Below are 22,778 nucleotides of genomic sequence, written 5' to 3'. Positions count from 1 at the left end.
ACCATGCTGGTTCACCGCTATGGCTATCCGGACCAGTTCGACGACATCGACGCGCTCGGTCGGCAGATCTCCGAGGTCCTCCTCTCCGGCGACTGCATCCTCGGCAAGCCGGTGGAGCGGTTCGAGGCGGCCTTCGCCGCGTACGTCGAGGCCGAGCACGCCGTCGGACTCAACTCGGGGACGGACGCCCTGGTCCTCGCCCTCCACGCGCTGGGGGTGGGGCCGGGCGACGAGGTCATCACCGTCGCCAACACGTTCCACTCCACCGTGCTCGCCATCGCCCGGGTGGGTGCCACCCCCGTGCTGGTGGACTGCACGGACGGCGACTTCATGATGGACCTCGATCGGGTCGAGGCCGCGATCACCCCGCGGACGAAGGCTCTGATCGCCGTCCACATGTTCGGCGAGGTCCTAGACATGGACCGGATGACCGCCCTCGTACGGGACCGGGGCCTGAAGCTCGTCGAGGACTGCGCCCAGGCCGTCGGTGCACGCTGGAAGGGCCGACCCGTCGGCACCTTCGGCGAGATCGGCTGCTTCAGCTTCCATCCGTCGAAGAACCTCGCCGCCGCCGGGGACGCCGGCGCCGCGGTGACCGGCTCCGCGGAACTCGCCGAGCGGCTGCGCGTCCTGCGCGGCCTCGGCCAGCGAGAACAGAACCACCACGTCGAAGTCGGCTACAGCAGCCGGATGGACTCGGTGCAGGCGCTGGTCCTCGACCACAAACTGCCTCGTCTGGACGCCTGGAACCGGGCGCGGCGCGCGCTCGCCGCCCGGTACACCGCCGCGCTGGCGGAGAGCTCCGCCGTGCGGGTGCCGGTGGCCGGACCGGAGCACGTCTTCCACATGTACCAGTTGCTGGTTCCGGACCGGGACGCCACCCTGGCCGCGCTGCGCGCTTCGGGGATCGACGCCGTGGTGCGCTACCCGGTGCCGATCGCCCGGCAGCCGGCGTTCGCCGCGTACGCCTTCGACGACGGCGCGTTCCCGCACGCGGACCTGCTGGCGCAGAACGCGCTCTGTCTGCCCCTGCGCCCCGACATGAGCGACGGGGATGTCGACCTGGTCGTCTCCCGGGTGCTGTCGGTCACCGGCTGACCGCGCTCGCCCGCGGAACGGAACTCTCGCCCCCTTCCCCCGAATCACGAGGAGAACCCCCATGGCTGTACCGCACCACGCGTCCATCGTGCCCGGCCTGTTCGGCGCCGATCCGCTCGCCTACGGGCAGGCCGTCGCCGATGTCGCCCGGACCGACGCCGACCTGCTGCACCTGGACGTGATGGACGGGACGTTCGTCTCCGACATCAGCTTCGGCATGAAGGCGGTCGGCGCCGTACGCAAGGCCTTCGACCGGCGACTCGACGTGCACCTCCAGGTCGACCGTCCCGACCGGCACATCGACGCGCTGGTGGGCGCGGGCGTCGACCTCGTGTCGGTGCACGTCGAGGGCACCCCGCACATCGGGCGGCTGCTGCGGGACCTGGAGACCGCGGGCGTCGCGAGCGGCGTCGTGCTCAACCCGGGCTCGCCTCTGTCGGCCGTCGAAGAGGTCGCGCACCAGGTCGAGCAGGTCGTCGTGATGGCGGTCAACCCCGGCACCAGCGACTTCCTGCCTCATTCGGTGGGGAAGATCCGCCGACTGCGCGCCGCGCTCGACGAACGCGGGCTCGGACACATCCGGATCGCGGCGGACGGCGGCGTGACCGCGGAGCGGGCCGCGGCCCTGCGGCAGGCCGGCGCCGACCGGCTGATCGTCGCCTCCGCGCTGTTCCGTGACCCCGAGGGCGTCGAGGCGGCGTACCGCCGGCTGAGCGCGCTCGCGGCGGACGCATGAGCGCGCGGACCCCGGACGGCGGGGGGCCGACGGAGGGGCCGTACTTCCTCTTCGACATCGACGGCACGCTCGTCGACTCCAGCGGCCTCATCGTCAGCGTGTGGAAGCGCGTCGCCGCCGAGTTCGGCGCGGACGCACAGGCCATCCTGTCGGTGTGCCACGGGCGCCGGGACAGCGAGGTCGTCCCGTTGTTCTTCCGCCCCGAGGACATCCCGCGGGTGACCGTGCGGATCCAGGAGCTGGAGGCCGAGGGAGTCGGGCTGCTGCATCCCGTGCCGGGTGCGCCCGAGCTGCTCCGCGGGCTGCCGAGCGGCCGGTGGGCCGCCGTCACCTCCGGTCCGAGTCTCCTGATGACCGGCAGGCTGAGCGCCGTCGGCCTGCCCAGCCCGGAGGTCCTGGTCGCCGCCGACCACGTCCGGCGCGGCAAGCCCGACCCGGAGAGCTATCTCGCCGCGGCCGTGGCGCTGGGCGTGGATCCGGGTGCGTGCGTCGTCGTGGAGGACGCGCCGGTCGGTGTCGCGGCGGGGCGGGAGGCCGGGATGTTCGTCATCGGGTTGACCACCACCCACACCGCCGCCCAACTGGCCGGTGCCGACGTGGTGGTGGCGTCCCTGGCCGAGGTCCCTGGGGTCGCCGCCGCATGGTCCGGTCGGGCCGGACGGGCGGAGGCCGTGTCGTAGCGGGGCCGGGAAGCCGGCACGCCGCCGGCCGCCCGGGAGGGGCGGTCGGCGGCGTGCGTCGGTGGCGGTACGGCTCAGGGGGCGCGGTTCCCGGCCCGGCGGACGGCTGTCGGGCCGGTCATCCGGGGGTGCTCTCTCCCGCGGCCTCGACCACGATCCGCTCCACGTTCCGCAGCAGTTCCTCGGTGCGCTCCGCCGGGAGGTACCAGAGGTCGACCAGGGCGTGGTGGACGTCGACACCGTCCACCTCGTTCACCCAGTACCAGAGGGTGACCTCCTGGCGGGGACGGTTGCCGTCCCAGGTGAAGCGGGTCGGGGCCGCCGGGCCGGCGTGAGCGCCGCCGTCCGCGGGGTCGCCGGACGGCGGCCGGGCGGCACGCAGGTCGTTGAAGCCGCACGCGAGGTCGATGCGCGGCACTCCGCGTTCCGCGGCCACCTCCGCGCGCAGGGCCGACAGCAGGACCGTGTCGCACGGCACCTTGCGGTAGGCACGCAGGGCCGCGTGCCCGGTGTCCCGGACGATCTCCGCGAAGCTCCTACCGCCGGTGGGCACCAGCGTCACGCAGCTGGCGATGGTGATGCCGACGGTGGTGCGCAGCTCGGCCGGGCCCCGGTTCGAGGCGATGAGTTTGAGCGGCACCCGCTCGCGGCCGGTGAGGCCGCCCAGGACGGCGTTGAGCGCGGCCATCACGACGGTGGTGCCGCTGACCCCGAGCCGGTCCGCGACGGTGCGGCAGGCGCGGGTGAGAGCGGGTGAGCTCATGCTGACCTGGCCGAAGCGGAGCGGGTCGTCGAGCGGCGGCGGGGCCCCGCCGGGCGGGTCGAAGGTGGTGGCCGGGGCGGCGCGGAGGATCTCGGCCCAGTAGTCGAGCGCGGCGGCGGAACGGCGTCGGCTCACCGCCCCCGCCTCTTCGGCGGCCTGTTCGAAGGGCCGGCGGCCGACGGGCTGCAGCTCCGCCGGGGTGGTGCGGCCGGAGAGCAGCGACTCCAGCTCGTCGGTCAGCAGGCCGAGCCCGGTGTGGTCGATGGCCACGTGGGAGACGACCAGGACCAGATGCCGGGGCCTGCCGTCGTGTTCCAGGACCGCGCATCGCAGGGGCAGTTCGTGGGTGAGGTCGAAACTTCGGCCGCGCAGCCGCGCGGCCAGCTCGCTCACCGCGGCCGCCGGGTCCCGGTCGGGGTCGACGGCCCGGTAGACGGGCACGGCCAGTTCGTCCGCGGCGGAGAGCCGCTGCCGGGGGGTGCCGTCGGCGTCCAGCGGGAACCTGGTGCGCAGACTCTCGTGCCGACTCATCACCACCCGCAGACACTCCAGGAGTTCGGGCGGTCCGCAGCCCTCGGGGACGGCCAGCACCCGGTACTGGTTGTAGTAGTGGTCGTGCGGCTTCAGCCACTCGGTGTCGTCCCACTGGAGGCGCTGCGCCCAGGTGAGCGGCGCCTGTCCGTCGCGGGCCGAGGTGACGAGGACCTGGTGCTCCCCGGTGCGGTCGAGGGTGTCGTTCACGGCTGCGGCGCCAGCAGTCCTCCGACCGCCGTCCAGAGGGCGGCGGGCGTGGCGAAGTTCTCCGGGGTGAGGAGCTCGTCGGGGATGAGTACGTCGAGCGCGTCCTCCAGGCCGACCAGCAGCTGCACCGTGGCCAGTGAGTCGAGGCCCAGCGTGGCCAGCCGGGCGTGGGCTGCCAGGTCCTGGTCCGCCGGGAGGAGGGGAAGGTGCGCGCGCAGCGCTTCCTCGAACTGCGGCGTCCATGGGGTGCTCACGATCGCTCTCCGTTCTTTCGATGGTGCCGTGGTCGGGTGTCGCCGGTGGTCCGTGGGGCGCTCACCGTGGAGGGGTCGCCGAGGAGCCGTACGGAGCGGTCGGCGAGGGTCAGCGTCCCGGTGGCTGTCAGCAGGCGGTCGTTGGAGTAGTTGAGGCTCGCCGAGCGCAGGTCGCGCAGGTGCCGCTCCAGCGGTACGGGTGAGTCGGCCCGGTAGCCGAGTGCGAGGCCGGCGAGTTCGACGCACCGGTCGGCGGCCCGGTGGCTGAGCTCCGAGGCCAGCACCTTCAGGGTGTTCAGATGGATCTGTACGGAGGTGGCGGCGACGTCCTTGCCGTCCGCACGGCACCGGGTGATCTCTTCCTGGCACTGCCGCAGGTAGGCGCTGACCGTCTCGTTGTCCATGCGGATGCGGGCGAGCCGCTCGGCGACCAGCTCCGAGGTCAGGTCGACGGAGGACGGCCGGCGCGGCGAGCGGAAGACGGCGACGAGTTCGGCGAGCGCCTGCCGGGAGGCGCCGAGCCAGCAGGAGGCCCAGCCGATGTGGCCGAGCGGTATGAAGCCGTCGACGGCGATCCGCGCGAACTCGCCGCGCTCGCCGAGGATCTGGTGCGGGGGGATCACCCCGCTGAGCCGCAGGGCGACGCTGTGTGTTCCGCGCATGCCGAGCGGGTTCCAGTCGCCGCTGACCGCCACGTCGAGCTGGTCGCGGTCGGCGTACACCAGGGTGACGCGCCGGGCATCGGCGTCCTCGGCGTCGCGCATGGTGAGCAGGAAGCCGTCGGCGACCGCGCCGCCGGTGCAGATGGGCGCGTCCCGTTCCACGACGAGCCCGTCCGGGGTCTCGCGGAGGGCACTGGCGCTGGTGAGGAGGTGGCCGCCGGTCTGCTTCTCCGAGGTGATCGAGCCGAGGTAGACCTCGCCCGCCGCGATCCGGGGCAGCAGGGTGCGCTTCAGGCGGGGTGTGCCGAACCGTACGACGGCGTCGGTCTGTTGGCAGTGCATCGCCCAGATCATCGCGGTGGACAGACATCCGGAGGCGAGGATCTGGGCGACCTCGGACAGTTCGGCGAGACCGCCGCCGAGTCCGCCGTACTCCTCCGGCACGAGGAGGCCCATCAGGCCGCTGTCGCGGAGGGCTTCGAGGGACTCGGCCGGGAACCTCGCATCGGCGTCGACCTCGCGCGCGCTGCCGGTGACCACGGGCAGGATCCGCCGCGCGCGGTCCGCCGGGGAACCGGGCCGGGGTCCGGTGACCGGCGCGGGGGTCCGGCGCAGCTCCAACCGCGTGGCGGAGACGACGCTGTCCCCGAGGACGGCGACCTCCACCGGGGCGGGCCTCGACAGGAAGCCGACGAGGCTCGCGGTCAGCCCGTACGCACCGGTGTTGGGAACCGAGAGCAGCGCGCCGGGGGCGGGCAGGGGCAGGGTGGTCTCGATGGCGAGGGTGTCGCTCGGTGTGCACAGCGGGCCGACGAGGGTCATCCGGGTGGCGTCCGCCGGGTCGGGGGCCGTGTCGTCCGCGGGGAGCACCTCCGCGCGGACCGGTGGGAGACGGCGGAGTCCGGCGAGGCCGCCGAGGGTGTTCACGCCGGCGTCGAGCACGGCGAAGGTGCGGCCCTTGCTCCGCTTCACGTCGATGACGCCGGTCAGCAGCCGCCCACAGGAACCGCTGAGGTAGCGGCCGGATTCGAAGGCGATCTCCAGGGCGTCGCCCCGCCAGTCGGGCAGGTGCGTGTCGAGCGCCTCCTCCAGGGCGGCCCGCAGTGCCGGGTAGGCGGGCCGGTCGCCGGGCACGGCGTAGGGGTGTCCGAAGCCACCGCCGAGGTCCAGGAGGCGTACGGGCAGGCCGTGTGCGGATCGGAGGAGGGCAGCGGTGCGCACGCTTCCCATCAGCTCCTGGATGAGGCCCTCCTCGTCGGCGGCGTTGCTCATCGAGAAGAAGTGCAGGCCGGTGAGTTCGACGCCCTCGACCTCGGTGACGCGGGCCGCCCAGTCGTCGACCGTGTCGAGGTCGAAGCCGAACTGCGAGGGGGCTCCGGTCATGCGGAGGCCCACCGATCCGGCGCCGGTGACGCCGTTGACGCGGAGCAGGCACCGCACGGTGGTGCCGGCGGCCTGGGCGGTCGCGCCGATGCGCCGCAGGTCGTCGAGGGACTCGGCGGAGAAGGCGCACCCGGCCCGTACGGCGCGGGCGCGTTCGTCCTGGGTCTTGCCCGGTCCGGTGTAGAGGGTGTCCGGGCCGGCGTGGCCGGCGAGCAGGGCGGCGTCGAGTTCGCCCACCGAGCTCACCTCGGCCCGGCAGCCGGCCTCGCGCAGGGCGCGGACGACGTCCGGGTGGGGGTTGGCCTTGAGCGAGTAGAAGAGGGTGGCCTCTTGGGGCAGCCAACCCCGCAGCGCGTCGGCCGCCTCGGCGGCCTGTGCGAGGTCGTACACGTACAGCGGGCTGCCGAACTGCTTGACCAGGGTGGTCGGCTTCATTGCTGGGTTTCCCTCACTGTCTCGGACAGCCTGTGGTAGTCCGTCTTGCCGTTGGGGGTGAGCGGCAAGGCGTCGAACCGCAGGCACTGGTCGGGGAGCTTGGCCTGTTCGAGCCGCTCGGCCAGGCCCTCGACGACCGGGCCGGTACCGGCCGTGTCCGCGACCACGCAGAGGGCCAGCGCGTCCTCGCCGAGGGCGACCACGGCGGCGGCCCGGACCCCGGGGACGTCGAGGGCGGCGGCCTCGATCTCCAGCACGCTGACCCGGGTGCCGCGGTGCTTGACGATGTCGTCCCGGCGACCGCTGAAGTACAGGTGTCCGTCCTCGTCCAGGTGCCCGTGGTCGCCGGTGTGCAGAACCGTCTCGCCGGTCCGCGGGTCCTTCCGGAATCGGCGCTCCGTCAGCTCGGGCGCGTTCCAGTACCCGGCCATCACATGAGGCCCGCGCACCACGAACTCCCCTTCGCTGCCCGTCGGGAGGGGCTTGCCGTCCTCGTCCACGACGTCGACGGCCGTGCCCGGGATCGGCCGGCCCACCGACCCGGGCCGGGTCAGGTCGCCGTCCGGTTCCAGGATGGAGACGCGCTTGCACTCCGTGGTGCCGAACATGAGGGCCACGCGGGCGGAGGGGAACGCGACGCGCAGCGCCTTGCCGGTCGGTTCGGTGAGCGCCGCGCCGGTGTTGGTGAAGAGGCGGACGGCGGTGGGTCCGGGGTCCCTCGTGGCGAGGTGGGTGAGCAGTTGGGCGAGGGCGGGTACGACGGGGACGACGGTGGCGCCCGCGTCCCGCAGTCGGCGCAGCAGCGTCAGGTCGCTTCCGGCCTCGGCGAGGACCACCCGCGCGCCGCTCAGCGCGGCGAGGAAGAGCTGATGGAGCCCGTAGTCGAAGGAGAGCGGCAGGCGCAGGAAGACGACGTCGTCGGCCCGGTAGCGGAGCACCCGGTCGATGGAGCGCGCGGCGAAGACCGTCTGCCGGTGGGGACAGACGACGCCCTTGGGCACCGAGGTGCTGCCCGAGGTGTGGATGAGCAGGGCCGCGTCGTGCGAGGTGCGGGGGCCGGTGCCGTCCGGCGGGGCGGGTGCGGTCCTGCCGTCGTGCCATACGTCGTCGATGTCGGCGATGGGCGCCGGGTTCAGCGCTGCGATCCGCTCGCTGTGCGCGCCGTCGGTGACCACCAGGGCCGGTGTGGTGTCCGCCAGGACGGACCGTAGGTGGAACGGCTTCATCTCCGGGGTGACGGGTACCAGGACGGCGCCGACGCGGGAGGCGCCGTAGAGCAGGGCGACGAGTTCCTTCCGGTTGGGCATCTGGGTGAGGACGCGCTGTCCGCCGCGCACGCCCCGCTGCCACAGTCCGCGGGCCATGCGCAGGCTGGCCGCCCGGAGGTCCGCGTAGGTCCAGTCGCCGGAGGCATCGGAGAGAGCCGTCGCGGTCGGATTCCGCAGCGCCGCGCCGTCGAGCAGGTCGTGTACAAATTCGCATTCCGATACGTACGGCATGCCACCCTCTGTGAATTGATCGGGGTGCCGCCATAAACCCCGGTAAGCGATCGGTGGCGACATTAGCAAAAGCTCGATCTGTTCAACTGAATACCATTCAGGAATCGTTGCGGACGCCCGGCCCTGCGCCCTGTCCGGCTGTTCAACCGCGTACGTTCACCGGTTGAACATGGTTTTCCCGCGTCCGACGCTCACAGGTACACGCGGGCCTGGAGGTCGAAGAGTTCGGCATAGACGCCGCGGCGTTCCATGAGTTCCTCGTGGCTTCCGGACTCCTGGACCCGGCCGTCGCCCAGCACGACGATCCGTTCCGCCATGCGGACCGTGGAGAACCGGTGGGAGACGAAGAGGGTCACGGCGCCAGCACCGTGCCGGGCCCGCAGCGCCGCGTCGCCGAAGCGCTCGAACACGGCGTGCTCGGCGGTCGCGTCCAGGGCCGAGGCCGGTTCGTCGAACATCAGGAGCAGGGGCGACTCGCGGACCAGCGAACGGGCGAGCCCGAGGCTCTGCCACTGGCCTCCGGACAGTTCGACACCGTCTCCGTAGCCGCGGCCGAGCAGACCGTCGAGACCGCCCTCCACCCGGCCGAGGGTTCCGCGGGCGCCGGCCAGGTCCACGGCCGCGCCGAGGGTCTCGTCGTCGCCGATGGAGCCGACGGCGCCGATGCCGATGTTCTCCCGCACGAGCAATTCCAGACGTGCGAAGTCCTGGAAGAGCGGGGCCACTTTGGCAGTCCACTCTTCCGGGGGAAGGTCCCGGAGATCGACGCCGTCGACCAGGATTCGGCCCTCGGTGGGCTGATAGAGCCCGCAGAGCAGTTTCACCAGGGTGCTCTTTCCGGCGCCGTTCTCGCCCACCAGGGCGAGGGTGCTCCCGGCGGGAATGGTGAAGTCGATTCCGCGCAGGACCGGGCGGCCGCTGCCGGCATAACTGAATCCGACGTTCTCCAGGCGTATGCCTTCGGTCAGCCGCCCGGGGACCACGGCCCCGCCGGTCTCCAGAGGGCTTCCGGCCGGCCGGGCGGTGCCGGTGGGCCAGGTGCGCAGCCGGTCGAGCCGGTCGAGGGTGCGGCCCGCTCCGTGGAGCAGGGTGAGCAGACCGAGGGCGTTGGCGACCTGCACGCCGACCTGGGCCGCCAGCGCGATGAGCAGGACGACGTCCCCGATGCCGGCCCGGCCGTCAAGGGCCTGGCGGACGACCACCAGGATCGCGGCCCCGAAGGCGCAGCCGAAGACGAGTTGTCCGCAGCCGCGCAGGGCGGCGGCCCGCAGCTGGGCCCGGCCCAGCACCGCGGAGACGGTCTCCCAGCTCGCGGTCTGCCGCCGCGTCACCTCGCGTTCGGCGCCGTAGAGCCGCAGCTCCTTCACGGACTCGGCGGAGGTCGCCAGGGTCACCAGGTGCCGGCCTCGCCGGGTGTGCTCGGCGGTGGCCTCCCGCGCGCGGTCGACGAGGGCCTGGGCCCGGCGTCCGATCAGGACCGGCGGCACGGCTGCGAGGGGCAGCAGCATGAGCCAGGGGTCGAGGGTGCCGAGGATGACGGTGGTCACGAGCGACTGGAGGGCGAGGCCGCCGAGCTGCAGGGTCGATTCGAGGGCGGACCGGGTGTTCGCCAGTTCGTCGCGGACGAGCGTCACGGCGTCGGCGAACTCCGGGCTTTCGAGGTGTTCGAGGCCCGGGGTGCCGTTGGTCACGGCGAGGAGTTCCTCGTGCAGGGCGGCTTCCTGGAGTTCGCCGAGCTCGAAGTAGAGCAGGTGGGCGAAGTGGCCCATCATCAACTCGACGACGAGGGCGCCTGCGATGGCGAGCCCCAGCCAGACGGCGGTGCGGGCGGGCCCGGCGAGCGCGGCCTCGGTGAACGCCCGGAGCAGGAGGGCGACGGCGGGGGTGGCGAGGAGCCCGGTCAGCAGCAGCAGGACGGAGCCGGCGAGCCGACGGGGGTCGGTGCGGGCGGCGAGCACCAGCATCGTGCGGAGGGCGTCGGCCAGGGACTTCATCGCTCGTTCTCCCGCAGGGTGTCGTCGCAAGCCGTGGTGTCAGAGGTTGCGTGTTCCGGGGCCGTACCGTCCGAAGCCGCGTCGTCGAAGCGCTGGGCCTGGAGGTGGAACAGGGCGGCGTAGCGCCCGTCCAGAGCCATGAGTTCGTCGTGGGTCCCGCTCTCGACGACCCTGCCGTGCTCCAGGACGACGATCCGGTCCGCGCGGCGGATCGTGGAGAAGCGGTGGGAGATGACCACGCTGGTCACGCCCTTGGTCATGGTGAGGAATCGGTCGAAGAACTCGACCTCCGCGCGGACGTCGAGCTGCGCGGTCGGTTCGTCGAGCACCAGCACCCGGGCCCCCGACTCCACGGCGAACAGGGCCCGCGCCAGCGCCGTGCGCTGCCACTGTCCGCCGGACAGGTCCTGCCCGCCCCCGTACTGCCGGGACAGCACCGTGTCCGCCCCCGCCGGGAGGGCGTCGACGACCTCGCGGGCGCCGGCCAGGTCGACGGCCCGCTCCAGGGCGGCCCGGGCTTCCGGGGATCGGGCGGCCTCGGGGGCGCCCATGGCGACGTTCTCCTCCAGGGTGAGCTCGTACCGTACGTAGTCCTGGAAGATCACCGCGAGCTGGGCCTGCCAGGCCGCCGGGTCCAGGTCCCGGAGGTCGGTGCCGTCGACCGTCACCCTGCCCGCGGTGGGGTCGTAGAACCGGGCGAGCAACTTGACCAAGGTCGTCTTGCCGGCGCCGTTGAGGCCCACGACGGCGGTGGAGCGCCCTGCCTCGATCTCCAGGTCCAGGTGGTCGAGGACGGTCCGGCCGGAGGAGGGGTAGCCGAAGCTCACGTCCTCGAAGCGGAGGGCGTCGCGGAGCCGGGGCACGTCGGTCCGCAGGGCGGTATCGCGGCCGGGGGCCGCCGGGCCCAGCCGGGGGTCGCTCTCGGCGCGGCCGGCCGCGAGCCGCTCGAACTCCCGGAGTGACTGGTACGACTGCATGCCGTACTGCGTCTGGACGTCCGCCTCGGAAAAGTAGACGCCGAACCGCATGGGGACGAGGATGCTCTGCAGGGCCACGGCCAGGGCGAGCAGCGAGAGCGAGCCCCCGGCGGCCGTGGTGGCGAGCAGGATCAGCACGGTGGTGCCGCCGGCCAGCCCGGCGAGGGAGAGTCCCACGAACGGGAGGAAGAGCAGGCGGCGGCGCCCTTCCCAGAGGGGTTCGAGATAGGCGCGGGTCTCCTGGCGGTGCCGGTCGGCGAACCAGCCGGACAGTCCGAGGACGCTGATCTCCTTGGCGGCCTTCAGCCCGGAGGCGGTGGTCCGCACGTAGGTCATCTTGCGTCGTCGGCCGGCCAGTTCGCGCATGAGGAGGGCGAACCTGCCGAGTGAGCCGCGCTGTCCGAAGCGGATCACGAGGGCGGTGGCCGCGATGATCAGTCCGGCTGCGGGCGAGAGCGCGACCGCCACCATGGTGGCTGCCCCGGCCAGTTGGGTGTAGCGCGCCACCAGGGCGAGCAGGCCCGCGACGGCCTCGCCCGGGGTGAATCCCTGCCGCTCCAGGGCGTTGCGGGCGTCACCGAGCAGGTCGAGTGTCCGCTGCTCCTCCATGGCGGCCATGGGGGCCGAGGAGAGTCCGGCGGAGATCAGGCGGGTGGCGCAGTGGCCGTCGACCCGCCGGCTCACCCGCTCGCCGACGGCGGACTGGAACGGGGCGAGTACCTGCTGGAGCACGAAGGCGGCGACGGCCGCCGCGAGGAGCGGCCCGAGGGCGCTCCAGCTCCCCGCACCGTCGGCGGGGCTGCCCGGCAACCGGTCGAGCAGAGCGCTCATCGCGAGCAGGAAGACCGGCGGCAGAAGCCCGAGGAGGAGGTTGAGGAGCAGCGAGGCCGCGACGAGGCGCTTCCCCGCGTGCGGGAGCAGTCGCAGGATGGCGGACCAGCGCGCCCCACGGGACGCCAGGCCTGCACGGGCGGCGCGGGCGGACGGAAACGGCATGCTCGGGGTTCCTCCGGAGGTCGGGGGGAGGGTGGGCAGGGGGTGTTACAGCCGGGCCGGGGGGTGACGGTGTGGGCGGGCCCGGGGGTGACGGTGTCGGCGGGCCGGGAAGCCCGTAAGGACTCGGACGGGGGCGTCACTGTCCCGGTCCGGGTTCCATCTGCCCCTGCCGCAGGGGCGTACGGCTGCGGCAGGGGGTCATCGGTGCCACTCGACGGCGACCGGCAGGTGGTCGTAGCCGGCCTTGAGGATGTTCGCGGCCACCCGCTCCCCGCCGAGCGCCGAGACGCTCCGCGTGGCCGCGGCCAGCTCGCCCAGGACGTGCCTCGATTCCATCTGCGCCAGGAACCGGCCGAGGCACCGGTGGGGTCCCGCGCCGAAGGCGACGTGCGGCGTCGCGCGCTCCGGGCGCATCCGGTCGGGGTCGGCGAACACCCGCTCGTCGCGGTTGGCCGAACCGATCAGGATCATGATCCGCGCACCGTCGGGCACGGCCGTCCCGCCGATCTGCTGCCTGCCCACCGCGGTGCGGAAGGTGGCGCGGACGGGTGAGGCGAGCCGCGTGCCCTCGTCGATCAGCCCGGCCAGCGTCGCCGGGTTCGCGGCGAGTGCCGCCCATCGCGGTCGGTCGGCCACGGAGCCGGCCACGATGTGGGCGAGCGCGGACACGATGGTTTCGTATCCGGCCTGGAAGAGCTGGAGGACCGAGAGGATCGTCTCCTCACGCGCGGTCTGCGAGTCCGCCGCGCGCCATGCCTCCACCAGTCCGCTCCCGGTCCCCTCCGGCAGCCCGGCGACCCGGGCGTCGAGCGCGGACGTCACCGTCCGCGCGCCGGTGAGGTTGGAGAGCATCATGCCCGGGGCCGCGGCCGCCAGGGCGAGTTCGTCGCCCGGGTCGAGGGCGCGCGCGGTCAGGTCGGCCCAGGCGGCCAGGGAACGCGCGGTGTCGTCGCCGAGCCCGATGATGTCCCCGATCGCCTTCGTGGCAACGGGCTTGGCGAGGTCGTCCACGACGTCGAAGGCGGAGCGGTCCCGGAGCGCGTCGAGGATCCGAGCGACGTGCGCGCGCACCCCCGCCTCGACGGCGTCGAGCCGGGGCTTGCTCATCAGCCTGGCCACCATGCGGCGCAGACGGGCGTGGTCCTCCCCGTCGGTGGAGGAGACGACGCCGCCGGAGTCGCCGGAGAACCGCAGGTTCAGCTGGAGTCCGGGCCGACGGGAGTCGGTGAGGATCGCGTGCCTGCCGAAGGCCCGCGCCGCCGAGAAGGCGTCCGGGGCGGCGAGGACGCTCCGGACGTCCGCGTACCGGCTCACGGCCCAGACGTCCAGGGGGGCCAGATACGCGACCGGGTCCTGGTCGCGTAGCCGCCGGTAGGCCGCGAACGGTGCCTTGAGCAGTTGCGGGTCCATGGGATCGAAGATGTCGACGGCGTCGATGTGCGCCTCCTTGATCGTCACCGGGCCGCTCCTCGGGCGACCGGGACCGTGGTCACTTCGCCGTCCAGGTCCCCGTGCGGGGTACGGACGGTCACGCCGGTTCCCACGGGCACGTCGGGGCAGACGAATCCGAGTCCCAGGCCCCGGTGGTGGCGGGGTGAGTAGTTGCCGCTGGTGACGGTGCCCACCTGCTCGTCGGCCAGGAGGACCGCATCCCCGGGGGAGGGCGGTCTGCGGCTGCCCATCAGGACACTGCGCAAGATCCTCCGGTTGCCCGTCCGGTGCGCCGCCAGCAGGGCGTCGCGGCCGGTGAAGTCGGTGTCGAGGGCGACCGCCGCGGCACAGCCGGCCTCCAGGGGTGTGATGCCGGGGCCCAGTTCGCGTCCGTGGCGCGGCACACCGGCCTCGACGCGGTGGGTCTCCCGCATCGCCAGGCCCGCCGGCGCGACGCCCTCCCCCACCAGGCGGCGGTGGACGGCGCGGGCGGCGGCGGCCGGCAGGTGCAGTTCGAAGCCGGTCTGCCCGCCGAAGCGGGTGGTCGCGATGAAGCCGGGGGCCCCTTCGATCCGCGTCTCCCGCACCCGGAAGGGGCCGAGTCGGGCCGCGTCGGGGTCGAGGCCGGCCATCCGGGCCCGCGCTTCCTCCCCCTGCACGGCGAGCAGGACCCGGTCGTGGGACACGTCCGACACCGCGCAGTCGGCGCCCACTCCGGTGGCCCGTACGGAGCGCAGTGCGTCGAGCACGGCGTCCGGCCGGCTGGGCGTCAGCAGGAACAGCTCGTCGCGCACCCACCAGACGATCAGGTCATCGACGACGCCGCCGTCAGCCGGAGAGAGCACGAAGGTGTACTGGCTCCGCCCCGGCCCGGCCCGGCGCAGGTCGTTGGTGAAGGTCCGCTGTACCAGCGCGAACGCGCCGGGGCCCTCCACCCGGACCGATCCGAGGTCCGAGGAGTCCCAGACGACCGCTCCGCGCCGGTGGGCGCGGTACTCCTGGAAGGCGCCGGTGTACTCCAGGGGCAGCGTCCAGCCGCCGGACTCGGTCATCCGGGCGCCCAGCCGGACGTGTTCGTCGTGGAGCGGCAGACGGCGGGGGCTCATCGGTCGCCTCCGTGGCCGGGGCGCGGCGCATCGGCGGGGGATCCGTGCGGCGCGGGGAGCCGGCCCGTGCGCCGCCAGGCGGCGAGGGTGCTCCGTAGCAGGGCTTCCGGTTCGGGCGGTTCGGGGAAACCCTCCGCCAGGTCGCGGCGAGCGCGGGCGGGGCGGCTCGCCGCCCGGTCGTCGAAGACGAGCCCGCCGGCGGGCAGCGCGTGGGCCAACCTGGCCAGGTCCACGTCGTCCCGCCCGGCGGCGACCGCCAGCGACCGCCAGTCGTCGTAGGGCAGCTCGTCCACGGCGTATCCGGCGGCCCGCAGTGCCGCGGGCACGCTGCTCCACGGCGTGCTCCGGTCCGAGACGACGTGGTAGGCCCGGCCGAAGGAGGCGTCGTCGCCGGCCAGCCGGATCATCAGCCGGGCGACCCAGTCGACGGGACTGAGCCGGACGCTCGCGTCGAGGCGCGGGGCCGCCCCCAGGGTCGCGCACATCCGGACGACTCCTTCCATCAGGTCGTCCGGGTTGGACCGGCCGGTACGGGAGTCGGCGGTGACGCGCCCCGGACGGAGGATCACCGTCCGTACTCGCTTCTCCTGGTGCGCGACGCTGACCAGCCGGTCCGCGGACCACTTGCTCTGTCCGTAGCCGCCGGACACCGGGTCCAGGAGCTCGAACGGCTCCCCTGTGAGGCGGTGCGCGACCGCGGCCATGCTGCTGACGTGCGCGAAGCGGGCGCCGCGCGCTTCGGCGAGGCCGAGCAGTTCCTCCGTCGCGCGGACGTTGGCGCCGTGGAGCGCACCGTACGGCAGCACCATGTTGACCCGCGCGCCGCAGTGGACGATGTCGGTGACGCCGTCCCCGAGGGCCTCGAACCGCTCGTGGGGCAGGCCGAACCGCTCCTGGGCGAGGTCACCGGGTACGACTTCGACGCGCTCCCACTCCGCCGGGGAGATCCCCTCCTCCCGGGAGGCGCCGCGCACTTCGGTCACGCGCAGGGCGGCCCGGAGCCGCCGCATCCGTTCGTTCGCCGTCGCTCCCCTGACCACGCACCGCACGGTCCGCCCCTGTTCGAGGAGACGGGCGGCCAGGGCGGAGCCGAGGAAGCCGGTGGCCCCGGTGAGCAGCGTGACCGGTTCGCCCCCGGTCATGCCGACGTCCGCGTCGGCTCGTCCGCGTCCGCAGTACCGGAAGCACCCGTGTCGGAGGCGATCCTCAGCGCGTACTCCCGGACGGTGGCGCCGTCCGCCGTCGGCGGAGGTACGTCCCGTCCCACCGTCCCGCCGACCCGGGCGGCCACCTCCATCGCCGCCAGAGAGTCGCCCCCGAGCTCGTAGAAGCCGTCCTCCAGCCCGATCTCCTCGATGCGCAGCACCTCGCAGAAGGCGTCGGCGACGAGCCGGTCCGTTCTGGTCCAGCGCCCTCCGCCGCCCGCGGTGTGCGGGGCGAGGGTCAGGACGGGGTGCGGCTCGGGCAACGCGCGGACGTCCACCTTGCCGTTGGCGTTCACCGGGAACTCGCTGAGGATCGCCATCCGGGCCGGCACCCACTGGGGAGGGAACCGTTCCTCCAGCGCGGACCTGACGGCGCCGGCACTGAGCTCCGCGCCCTCCTCGTGAAGGATGTAGGCGGCCAGTCCGGTCTGTCCGTCCGTCTCACGCGGCAGCACCAAGGCCTCCTTGACGTCGGGCAGCATCCGCAGTGCTTCCTCGACGGCGGCCGGTTCGACGCGGTGGCCACGGATCTTCACCTGCCGGTCCGCGCGGCCGAGCACGGTCACCACACCCTCCGCGTCCATCCGGGCCAGGTCGCCGGTGCGCAGCAGCCGGGCCCCGTCCGTGCCCCAGGGGTGCGGGGTCCATCGCTCGGCCGTCTGCGCGGGGCGGCGCCGATAGCCGCGGCCGATCGACGGCCCACCGACGAACAGCTCCCCCACCTCGTCGACGCCGGCCAGTTCGCCGTCGCTGCCGACGATGTACGCCTCGGCGTTGTCGACCGGCCGGCCGACCGGGACCCGTGTGCCGATGCCCTCGGTGCCGGAGAGCCAGTGGCAGAAGCAGCCGTGCGTCTCGGTGAGTCCGTAGTGGTTCACCACCACGCGGTCCGGGTCGGCCGCCATCCAGCGGGCGAGTTCGCGACTGAAGGTCAGCGGTTCGCTGCCCACCATGAGCTGGCGTGCCAGACCGCCCTCGGGCACCTCGCGCGCCATGAGCATCCGGATGTGGGTCGGCGTCAGTTTGAGCAGGCCGCCGTCGACGGCCGCGCAGACCTCCGACAGCTCGTCCGTGCTCGCCTTGTCCGGGAGGATCGTCACCGGCCACCCTTCGAGCAGAGGCGTGAAGATGGTGGTGAGCGAGCCCAGGAAGAACAGGGAGGCGCTGAGGAACATCGTCTCGCCGGGCCGATGGGCGAACGCCTCGGCGCACCACAGTGCGTAGTTGACGAGCTGCCGGTGCGTTCCTTCCACGCCCTTGGGCTCGCCGGTCGTGCCCGAGGTGTAGAAGACGTAGGCGAGGTCGTCGGCGCGGGCCGGTTCGGGTACGGCGGTGGCTCCGGGTGCGGCGTCGCGCAGATCCGTCACGGTGAGCGTCCTGCGGTCCGGCCCGCCGAGGGCTCGTGCCAGGTCGTCCGTGGCGATCACGAGGGCGGCGCCGCAGTCGTCGAGTGTCGCCCGGAGCTGGTCCAGGGGCTGGTCGCAGGAGAGCGGGACGTACGCGCCGCCGGCTTCGAGGACGGCGAGGATCGCGGTCAGGGCGTCCAGGCCGCGCGGCAGCAGGACGGCGACGGGGACCTCGCGGCCACAGCCCTCGGCCACGAGCACGCGTGCCCATCCGGCGCTGGTCCCCAGGAGTTCGCCCCGGGTCATGTGGACCGTGCCGTGGCCGGCGGCCGGCTGCTCCGGCGGGAGGTTCCGTGCGCGGATCAGCGCGGTGATGGACAGGTCGGGCACGTCGCGGACGGAGCCCATGAGCGCCGCCTCGCCGACGGCCGGACGCCGCGGCTCCGGGGTGCCGAGGCCGCCGGCGGACGCGGGCTTCCCCGTGCCCGCTGCCGCGATGCGCTCGATCTCCGCCAGGCACTCCGTGCGTGTTCCGGTGAATCCGGTGGAATGCCAGCCGTGCGGGAACGGGCGATCAGCGGGCCACAGGGAAAACTGCCCTTTGTCGTTCACCACGACGCCGGAGGGCAAGTCTCCGTCGTTTCGCCAGAACACCATCTCGCCTCAACTCACCTGTTCCGACGGCAATACGGAATGGACCCGCCGCCGTCAAAGGATATCCATTGAAATAGAGAAAGACCGAGCGGTCCGAATGTCCTCCGCCCCTGGTCGTCGACGGAGCCTAGTAGATACTTCTGCCGTCGTACAGATATGCAAGAGGCGGTACAAGTTCGCCTGTTGTACACAGCCGGACATGCGGTAATCTCCCCGGGCTCGAATGACTCACGACATTCAAGGGGGATATTTCCATGCGCGTGGGATTCGTCGGTGCCGGATTGATGGGGGCACCCATGGTGGAACGTCTGATCGCGGCGGGGCACGACGTCGTGGTCTCGTCCCGCGTTCCCGCGGCACTGCCGGCGGAATGGCACACGGTGAGCGGCCCCGCGGCGGCGGCCGACGGCGCCGACGTCATCTGCACCGTGCTGCCCGACTCCGAGGAGGTCCGCGCGGTCGTCGTGGAGATACTCACGGCCGCGAAGCCCGGTGCGGTCGTCCTGGAGATGTCGACCCACTCCCCGCGGGTCGCGCGCGAACTGGCCGCCCTGGCCGGGGCGCTGGGCGTGGACTACCTGGACTGTCCCGCCGGCGGGGGGATCGCGGCCGTGCGCGCCGGGGCGCTCGCGTTCTGGGTGGGCGGCTCCGACGCGGCCGTGGAGCGCGCGCGGCCGGTCCTCACCGCGATCGGCGACCCGGCCCGGCTGCGCCACTGCGGGCCCGTCGGGTCGGGTCTCGTCGTGAAGCTGCTCAACAACTACCTGGTGGCCGTCAACGCTGCCGCCTCCGGGGAGGCCCTCGCCCTGGCACGCGAGGCCGGTGTCGACGTCCGTACCGCGATCGAGGCCGTCACCTCGGGCGGCGGCGGGGCCAACGCCCAGCTCGCACACCTGTATCCGAACCGCGTCCTGGCCGGGGACTTCGAGGCCGGCTTCAAACTCGGCTACATGGTGAAGGACTTGCGCCACGCCTTCGACCTGGCGGCTGAGCTGGGCGTCGACTCCCCGCTCGGGCGGGCCGCCGGGGCCCGCATGGACGAAGCCGCCGTCCGCTACGGAACCGAGGTCGACTTCGGCTCCGTGTCCCGCCTCAGCGGCTGGTAGCGAGCGACGGCAGGTCGCCGGCGGCGGCGCCGAGCAGGCCGCGGCCCCCGCCGGCGACACGGGTGCGGACGGGGGCCGGGTGGAAAGCACGAGACGGCCGACAACGACGAGCGTGCCCCACGCCGGCGGCGGGCGCGTCGCGGCCGACCAGGACGACGGGCACGCACCGGCCGGTGGCGGCGCCGAGTGCATGCCGTCCGCCGGGGGCGGTTGTTGTCGACGATGGGCGCGCGGCCGCCGGCGGCGGCGCGCGCAGGGTCCCCGGCGCCGAGGGCGGCGCCGGTGGGTCATGCCGCGGAGTGGGACCCGTTCGAGCGGGCGCGGGAGCGTTCCACCTTCTCCTCCAGCAGCTTGCGGCACTCCGGCCACTCCTCGGCGGTGATCGAGAACATCGCCGAGTCGCGCAGCCTGCCGTCCTCGCCTGGCGCCCAGGACTTCGACCAGTTCCGCAGCACGCCCTCGAACCGCGCGCCCGTGCTCGCGATGGCGGCCCGGGACCGCTCGTTGCGGGCGTCCGTCTTGAGGTCGACCCGCGACACCCGCCACTCCTCGAAGGCGTGCCGGAACAGCAGGTACTTCGTCTCGGTGTTCACGCCGGTGCCCTGGGCAGACCCGGCGAGCCAGGTGAAACCGACCTCGACGGCGAACAGCCGGTCCTCGCCCGGCCACGGGCGCGGATCCCAGAAGGCCGTGGCGCCCACCGCCCGCCCCGTACGGAGGGAGACCTGCGCGTACGGCGCCAGTCGGCCCGCGGCCGCGCGCCCGAGTTGCTCGTCGATGTAGCGGCCGGTCTCGGCGGCCGTGGGCACCCAGGTGAACCCGTAGGAGCTCCGGTCCTCCTCGGCGGCGGCGGCCAGGTCCGCGGCATGACGGTGCGTCAGCGGCTCCAGCCGGACCAGCGCGCCTTCGAGAACCGGCCCCTCACCCGTGAAAACCATCGTTCATCCCATCCTTCTCATTCGGTTCCTCGCGACGGAGAGCAGTTCGACGGGTGCGCCGCCCGGCGTCCGGATCAGGGCCATGGCCAGACGCCGGCCGCCGACGTCCGTCACGATCGGCGCGGCGAGCAACGTCGCGCCCGCGGCCAGCGCGCGGTCGCAGTCCGCCTCGACAGAGGTGCTGAACACCCCCATGGACGGAAAGCCGACGTCGTTCATCGCGTGGCCGGGTCCGTCCTCGCTCCGGGCGATCACGAACGCGCACTCCCCCTGCGGTCGCGGCGACGGGATCGTTCCGCACGCCACGTCCGAACCGCGCTCCTGCCAGGAGGCGGCGGCGAACTCCGCCCAGAACACGGTCTCTTGGATCACGTCGGGCACCGTGCAGAATATCCCAGCGAGCCCACCCTCCGTGGCTGCGGCGTCGTACCACGCGAGGCCGCCGACCGCGGGCAGCCGGCGGTGCACCGGATCCGCCATCGGGCCGGCCCGCCGGAGAGCGTCCCGCACCACCGGCTCCGCCACCTCCTGTTCCGGGACGGCGTCTCCGTCCGGCGGAGGGCCGCGGAACAGTGCCCCGTACGCGCTCGGCCGGCCGGACGTCCGCCGGTGCCGTACGACTTCCAGCCGAAGACCTCCCGGGCCGGCGAGCAGGGCGAGCGGCAGCAGGGTGTCCCCGTCGTCGATGCCCTCGAATCCGGCTTCCAGCGCCACCTCGTCGCGGAAGACGGGCGCGAAGCCCCACGGCTCCGCCAGAGCCGTCCCGTGGTCCAGGCCGGCTTCCATGGTCAGGTGCGTCACTCCGGCGATCACCGCGCGCTCGCCCCGTGGTCCTGCCACGATCCGGCCAGGCTGCGCGGCACCCCGGGCAGGGCGTCCCAGCGGGCGACCACCGAGGGGCGCTCCAACTTGTCCTGCCCGCCCCTGGGCAGGGGTTCGTCGGTCAGGACCACGCGGCACGGCGCCCGCTGGGCGCCGAGCGCCTCCCGGAGATGGGCGAGGATGTCCTCGGCCGTCACGTCGCCGCCGTCCACGAGCCGTACGAGACAGCCGATGTCCTCGGTGCTGTCTGCCAGCCGCAGGGCCAGCGCCGCCGCCTCCAGGATCTGCGGGTGCGCCGACGCGACCTCTTCCACCTCGTTGAGGTAGATGGCGTAACTCCCCTTCATGACGGCGTCCTTGCTGCGCCCGACGAGGTGGTAGTTGCCCTCCTCGTCACGGCGGCCGATGTCGCCGGTGCGGAGCCAGCCGTCGACGAGCGACTGCGCGGTGGCGGCCTCGTTCCGGTAGTAGCCGGTGAACACCTGGGCTCCGGAGAGCTCGATCTCGCCGACGCCCTCCCCTTCGACGATCGCGCCGGAGGCGTCCCGCAGCCGTGCCGTCACCCGCTCGGGGACGCCGACGCTGTTGGTCGCCAGGCCGTCCGGGCCGAGGTGTCCGAAGAAGGCCGCCGACGAGGTCTCGGAGAGCCCGTACGCGTTGTACAGCGGCGTCCCGAACCGGCGCTGGAACCGCTCTTGCGTCCGGGGCGAGAGCGGAGCACTGCCGGTGAGGCACAGCGGTGCCTCGACGCTCGTGTCCCGGTCGGCTGCGAAGCGGTTGACCAGCTCGATCAACTGCGGCACGAGGAAGGTCTGGTCGATTCCGTGGTCCTCGATCCGCGCCCAGTAGTCCCGCGCGGTCGCTACCGTCAGCTCCGGCAGGACGACGACGGTCGCCCCGAGGACAGCGCCCCAGGTGTGGTGCAGGTTGATCACTCCGGACCCGGACATGCGCATCGAGCGGGCGATCCGCCGGACAGGTCGGCCGCTCAGCCGCCTCGACGCGGAGGCGTTGCCGAGCGTCCCCTCGTACAGGCGCTCGTGGGTGAAGACGATGGCCTTGGGGTCCCCGGTGCTGCCCGACGTGTAGCCGATGAACATGGCGTCGGCCGGCGCGTCGGACGGGTCGGCGGCGAGGGGTGCGACGGAGGGCGGGGCGCCGGTCCCGTCGGCGTCCAAGGTCACACCGAACGCCGGCGTGCTGTGCGCCAGGACCGACGACGTCATCCGCCCGCCCCACTTGGCGTCCAGGAGGACGGGCGGGCAGTCGAGCCGCCAGAGCGCGAGCAGGGTCGGCACCAGGTCGGGATGGTCCTCCAGGACCAGGGACGACACCCGGTGCGGCGTGATGCCCTGGTCGATCAGCGCCTCCCGGATCTCCCCGGCGCGGATGCACAGGTCGGCCCAGGTCTGGACGGTGCCGGTGTGGGGTTCGCGCGCATGGACGACGGCCGGGTCGTCCGGCCGGGCCGAGGCGAGTTCCTCATGGCACCTGAGCAGCTCCCTCACTCCCCGGCGGCCTTCCACTCCAGGTGGTGCAGGCTGAGTTCGAACCCGTTCCGGAGGTACGTGCGGTGGGCACGCCTGCGGTGGTAGCCGGTGTCCAGGTGGACGGCGCCGCAGTCCAGCCTGCGCGCCTCGTCCTGGACGAAACGGAGGACCGCGCTGCCCAGCCCCGCCCCGTGGTGTTCGGTCAGCGCGCCGAGGTCGTCCAGGTAGATGGCGCGGCCCCAGGCCATCGAGTGGACGATCCGGAAGCCGGCGGCTGCCCGGACCTCACCGTCCTGTTCCAGGAAGACGATCCGGTACGCCTCGCCCTGCTGGACCTTCCAGCGCTCGACGAACTCGCTCTCCGAGGTGATGTGGGGCCGCAGTTCACGGAACACCGGCCAGCACCGGCGTACGTCCTCTTCGTTCCGCGCGGTGTGGATCTCGTGGGTCATCGACTCTCCT

Annotated in this window: 18 protein-coding genes; 4 read left to right on the top strand and 14 right to left on the bottom strand. The window is 73.1% G+C overall.

Going from position 1 to position 22,778, the window contains the following annotated elements; all coding sequences use genetic code 11:
• Positions 1-3 precede the first annotated feature (3 nt).
• The 3 genes from OG259_RS40575 to OG259_RS40565 all read left to right on the top strand — a co-directional run bounded on the left by OG259_RS40575 (position 4) and on the right by OG259_RS40565 (position 2,514).
• Positions 4-1,098 carry a DegT/DnrJ/EryC1/StrS family aminotransferase gene (locus OG259_RS40575; RefSeq protein WP_328946844.1) on the top strand — a complete coding sequence of 365 codons (1,095 nt, stop codon included), beginning with the start codon at positions 4-6 and terminating at the stop codon, positions 1,096-1,098.
• A gap of 61 nt (positions 1,099-1,159) precedes the next feature.
• A complete protein-coding gene (locus tag OG259_RS40570; protein WP_328946843.1) occupies positions 1,160-1,834 on the top strand; it encodes a ribulose-phosphate 3-epimerase in 675 nt (224 codons plus the stop codon).
• The gene (locus tag OG259_RS40565) at positions 1,831-2,514 is read left to right on the top strand and encodes an HAD-IA family hydrolase (RefSeq protein ID WP_328946842.1); all 684 of its coding nucleotides are present in this window, start codon (positions 1,831-1,833) and stop codon (positions 2,512-2,514) included. Before OG259_RS40570 ends, OG259_RS40565 begins: the two co-directional genes overlap by 4 nt.
• A gap of 118 nt (positions 2,515-2,632) precedes the next feature.
• Here OG259_RS40565 and OG259_RS40560 read toward each other — a convergent pair whose 3' ends face one another.
• The 10 genes from OG259_RS40560 to OG259_RS40515 all read right to left on the bottom strand — a co-directional run bounded on the left by OG259_RS40560 (position 2,633) and on the right by OG259_RS40515 (position 17,921).
• Positions 2,633-4,018 (bottom strand): condensation domain-containing protein, encoded by a 1,386-nt coding sequence (locus OG259_RS40560; protein WP_328946841.1) that lies wholly within the window; start codon positions 4,016-4,018, stop codon positions 2,633-2,635.
• Complete coding sequence (locus tag OG259_RS40555; protein ID WP_328946840.1) at positions 4,015-4,272, bottom strand: phosphopantetheine-binding protein; 258 nt, start codon at positions 4,270-4,272, stop codon at positions 4,015-4,017. Before OG259_RS40555 ends, OG259_RS40560 begins: the two co-directional genes overlap by 4 nt.
• Positions 4,269-6,752 carry an acyl-CoA dehydrogenase family protein gene (locus OG259_RS40550; protein ID WP_328946839.1) on the bottom strand — a complete coding sequence of 828 codons (2,484 nt, stop codon included), beginning with the start codon at positions 6,750-6,752 and terminating at the stop codon, positions 4,269-4,271. The genes OG259_RS40555 and OG259_RS40550 overlap by 4 nt, the downstream gene beginning before the upstream one ends.
• Positions 6,749-8,251: a class I adenylate-forming enzyme family protein gene (locus OG259_RS40545; RefSeq protein ID WP_328946838.1), complete on the bottom strand. Its 1,503-nt coding sequence runs from the start codon at positions 8,249-8,251 to the stop codon at positions 6,749-6,751. Before OG259_RS40545 ends, OG259_RS40550 begins: the two co-directional genes overlap by 4 nt.
• Before the next feature lie 191 nt (positions 8,252-8,442).
• Entirely contained in the window at positions 8,443-10,245 is a 1,803-nt protein-coding gene (locus OG259_RS40540) for an ABC transporter ATP-binding protein (RefSeq protein WP_328946837.1), read from the bottom strand.
• Positions 10,242-12,218 (bottom strand): ABC transporter ATP-binding protein, encoded by a 1,977-nt coding sequence (locus OG259_RS40535; protein WP_328946836.1) that lies wholly within the window; start codon positions 12,216-12,218, stop codon positions 10,242-10,244. The genes OG259_RS40540 and OG259_RS40535 overlap by 4 nt, the downstream gene beginning before the upstream one ends.
• A gap of 198 nt (positions 12,219-12,416) precedes the next feature.
• Positions 12,417-13,676: a cytochrome P450 gene (locus tag OG259_RS40530; protein ID WP_328946835.1), complete on the bottom strand. Its 1,260-nt coding sequence runs from the start codon at positions 13,674-13,676 to the stop codon at positions 12,417-12,419.
• Complete coding sequence (locus OG259_RS40525; RefSeq protein WP_328946834.1) at positions 13,673-14,755, bottom strand: glycine cleavage T C-terminal barrel domain-containing protein; 1,083 nt, start codon at positions 14,753-14,755, stop codon at positions 13,673-13,675. Before OG259_RS40525 ends, OG259_RS40530 begins: the two co-directional genes overlap by 4 nt.
• Positions 14,752-15,897, bottom strand: coding sequence for a thioester reductase domain-containing protein (locus tag OG259_RS40520; RefSeq protein WP_328946833.1), 1,146 nt, complete (start codon positions 15,895-15,897; stop codon positions 14,752-14,754). The genes OG259_RS40525 and OG259_RS40520 overlap by 4 nt, the downstream gene beginning before the upstream one ends.
• On the bottom strand, positions 15,894-17,921 hold the full coding sequence (locus tag OG259_RS40515) for an amino acid adenylation domain-containing protein (RefSeq protein WP_328946832.1): 2,028 nt from the start codon (positions 17,919-17,921) through the stop codon (positions 15,894-15,896). The genes OG259_RS40520 and OG259_RS40515 overlap by 4 nt, the downstream gene beginning before the upstream one ends.
• 293 nt (positions 17,922-18,214) lie before the next feature.
• Here OG259_RS40515 and OG259_RS40510 point away from each other — a divergent pair, with 293 nt between their 5' ends.
• On the top strand, positions 18,215-19,066 hold the full coding sequence (locus OG259_RS40510; protein WP_328946831.1) for an NAD(P)-dependent oxidoreductase: 852 nt from the start codon (positions 18,215-18,217) through the stop codon (positions 19,064-19,066).
• Between the two features lie 287 nt (positions 19,067-19,353).
• Here the strand turns inward: OG259_RS40510 and OG259_RS40505 are convergent, their stop codons facing one another.
• From OG259_RS40505 to OG259_RS40490, 4 genes are read right to left on the bottom strand one after another with little or no spacing between them, the layout of a single operon-like run.
• Positions 19,354-20,004 carry a GNAT family N-acetyltransferase gene (locus OG259_RS40505; RefSeq protein WP_328946830.1) on the bottom strand — a complete coding sequence of 217 codons (651 nt, stop codon included), beginning with the start codon at positions 20,002-20,004 and terminating at the stop codon, positions 19,354-19,356.
• Between the two features lie 3 nt (positions 20,005-20,007).
• Positions 20,008-20,844: a hypothetical protein gene (locus OG259_RS40500; protein ID WP_328946829.1), complete on the bottom strand. Its 837-nt coding sequence runs from the start codon at positions 20,842-20,844 to the stop codon at positions 20,008-20,010.
• Positions 20,814-22,334 carry a class I adenylate-forming enzyme family protein gene (locus OG259_RS40495; RefSeq protein ID WP_328946828.1) on the bottom strand — a complete coding sequence of 507 codons (1,521 nt, stop codon included), beginning with the start codon at positions 22,332-22,334 and terminating at the stop codon, positions 20,814-20,816. Before OG259_RS40495 ends, OG259_RS40500 begins: the two co-directional genes overlap by 31 nt.
• The gene (locus tag OG259_RS40490; RefSeq protein ID WP_328946827.1) at positions 22,331-22,768 is read right to left on the bottom strand and encodes a GNAT family N-acetyltransferase; all 438 of its coding nucleotides are present in this window, start codon (positions 22,766-22,768) and stop codon (positions 22,331-22,333) included. The genes OG259_RS40495 and OG259_RS40490 overlap by 4 nt, the downstream gene beginning before the upstream one ends.
• Positions 22,769-22,778 lie beyond the last annotated feature (10 nt).

Source organism: Streptomyces sp. NBC_00250, assembly GCF_036192275.1.
Classification (GTDB): domain Bacteria; phylum Actinomycetota; class Actinomycetes; order Streptomycetales; family Streptomycetaceae; genus Streptomyces.
Note: the sequence above shows the minus strand (reverse complement) of the source record. Positions and strands in the feature narration are given on the sequence as shown.

Coding starts and splice junctions, on each gene's coding strand:
- OG259_RS40520 (WP_328946833.1), bottom strand. CDS start 15,897: ATGACCGGGGGCGAACCGGTCACGCTGCTCACCGGGGCCACCGGCTTC.
- OG259_RS40545 (WP_328946838.1), bottom strand. CDS start 8,251: ATGCCGTACGTATCGGAATGCGAATTTGTACACGACCTGCTCGACGGC.
- OG259_RS40510 (WP_328946831.1), top strand. CDS start 18,215: ATGCGCGTGGGATTCGTCGGTGCCGGATTGATGGGGGCACCCATGGTG.
- OG259_RS40490 (WP_328946827.1), bottom strand. CDS start 22,768: ATGACCCACGAGATCCACACCGCGCGGAACGAAGAGGACGTACGCCGG.
- OG259_RS40550 (WP_328946839.1), bottom strand. CDS start 6,752: ATGAAGCCGACCACCCTGGTCAAGCAGTTCGGCAGCCCGCTGTACGTG.
- OG259_RS40570 (WP_328946843.1), top strand. CDS start 1,160: ATGGCTGTACCGCACCACGCGTCCATCGTGCCCGGCCTGTTCGGCGCC.
- OG259_RS40525 (WP_328946834.1), bottom strand. CDS start 14,755: ATGAGCCCCCGCCGTCTGCCGCTCCACGACGAACACGTCCGGCTGGGC.
- OG259_RS40540 (WP_328946837.1), bottom strand. CDS start 10,245: ATGAAGTCCCTGGCCGACGCCCTCCGCACGATGCTGGTGCTCGCCGCC.
- OG259_RS40565 (WP_328946842.1), top strand. CDS start 1,831: ATGAGCGCGCGGACCCCGGACGGCGGGGGGCCGACGGAGGGGCCGTAC.
- OG259_RS40535 (WP_328946836.1), bottom strand. CDS start 12,218: ATGCCGTTTCCGTCCGCCCGCGCCGCCCGTGCAGGCCTGGCGTCCCGT.
- OG259_RS40505 (WP_328946830.1), bottom strand. CDS start 20,004: ATGGTTTTCACGGGTGAGGGGCCGGTTCTCGAAGGCGCGCTGGTCCGG.
- OG259_RS40575 (WP_328946844.1), top strand. CDS start 4: ATGCTGGTTCACCGCTATGGCTATCCGGACCAGTTCGACGACATCGAC.